Annotated in this window: 2 protein-coding genes; both read left to right on the top strand. The window is 70.2% G+C overall.

The genetic code is table 11. From position 1 onward, the window contains the following. Positions 1-584 (top strand): biotin/lipoyl-containing protein (locus DD1DGNOD_RS28805; RefSeq protein ID WP_241255488.1); only part of this gene is annotated, 584 nt, incomplete at its 5' end. A gap of 98 nt (positions 585-682) precedes the next feature. Then, positions 683-1120 carry a DUF5313 family protein gene (locus tag DD1DGNOD_RS05785; protein WP_241255487.1) on the top strand — a complete coding sequence of 146 codons (438 nt, stop codon included), beginning with the start codon at positions 683-685 and terminating at the stop codon, positions 1118-1120. Positions 1121-1213: the final 93 nt, after the last annotated feature.

Here is a 1213-nt window from a genome sequence, read left to right as displayed (position 1 = left end):
AAGCCCTGCAACGCGCTCGTCGCGCCCTGGACGAGATGGCCGTGGACGGCATGGCCACGGTCCTGCCGTTCCACCGGGCCGTCGTGCGGGATCCGGCGTTCGCACCGGTCGACGCCACCGAACCGTTCCGGGTGCACAACCGCTGGATCGAGACCGAGTTCGACAACACCATCCCCGTCTTCACCGGCGGGGTGGACGCCGACACCGAACCGGCGGCACGGGAGTCGGTCGTCGTGGAGGTCGGCGGTCGGCGCCTCGAGGTCGTTCTGCCCGCGGGCTTCGGGACGGCCGGCACGGGCGGCCCCGCTGCCGGGGGAACGGCCCGGCCACGGCGGCGGTCGGGCACGAAGGCCGCCCGCGCGGCCACCGGGAACGAGCTGACCAGCCCGATGCAGGGGACCATCGTCAAGATTGCGGTCAGTGACGGGGACACGGTCGAGGCCGGTGACCTTGTCGTCGTCCTGGAAGCCATGAAGATGGAACAGCCGATCACCGCGCACCGGGCGGGCACTGTGACGGGGCTGACCGCAACCGTCGGTGGGGTCGTTTCCAGCGGCGCCGTCCTCTGCGAGATCAAGGATTAGCGAGGACCAGCCCGACCGGTTCGGTCCTGTTCGTTCGTAGGCTTGAGGCCATGGGCGCTGGCAGCACGGGTAAGGACGGGGCTTCCTCGGAGAGGTCGGTGGAGTCGGGCGGCGCGGCGCCGGTACCGCCCGAGCGTCCCCCACTGACCGGCCGGGTGTACTACCTGGTGGGCGGGACGCTGCCTCCGCGGTACAACCGGTGGATCGCCCATGATCTGACCGGTCCGCGGTGGCGCATCCGGCAGGCGTCCCGGCCACCGCTGCTCATGTTGCCGTTCGCCATTATGTTCGCGCTGCTGCCCGGCCGGCTGGACGTCCGGCTCACCCTCTCGATCTTTCTTCTGGTAGCCGCGGTGGGTCTGGGGTTCGCCACCGGCGGTTACTTCCGCAACCGCCGCCTCGTCCAGCACGGGTTCCCCCCGATATTTCCTCCCGAGGAGGACCAGGACACCGACCACGACACCGTCGACCACGAGGCTGTCGATCACAGCCACGCAGGGGTCGATCGCGACCACACGGGGACGGACGACCGCTGACAGGTGCCGTTGCCGTACCACGACACCTCCCAACGACACCTGCCAGCCACGCCCGCCAGCCTGGTCAGAAGCTCGCGAACAGGTCCCGGGGCA

The organism is Candidatus Protofrankia californiensis (genome assembly GCF_900634765.1).
Lineage (GTDB): Bacteria > Actinomycetota > Actinomycetes > Frankiales > Frankiaceae > Protofrankia > Protofrankia californiensis.
Note: the sequence above shows the minus strand (reverse complement) of the source record. Positions and strands in the feature narration are given on the sequence as shown.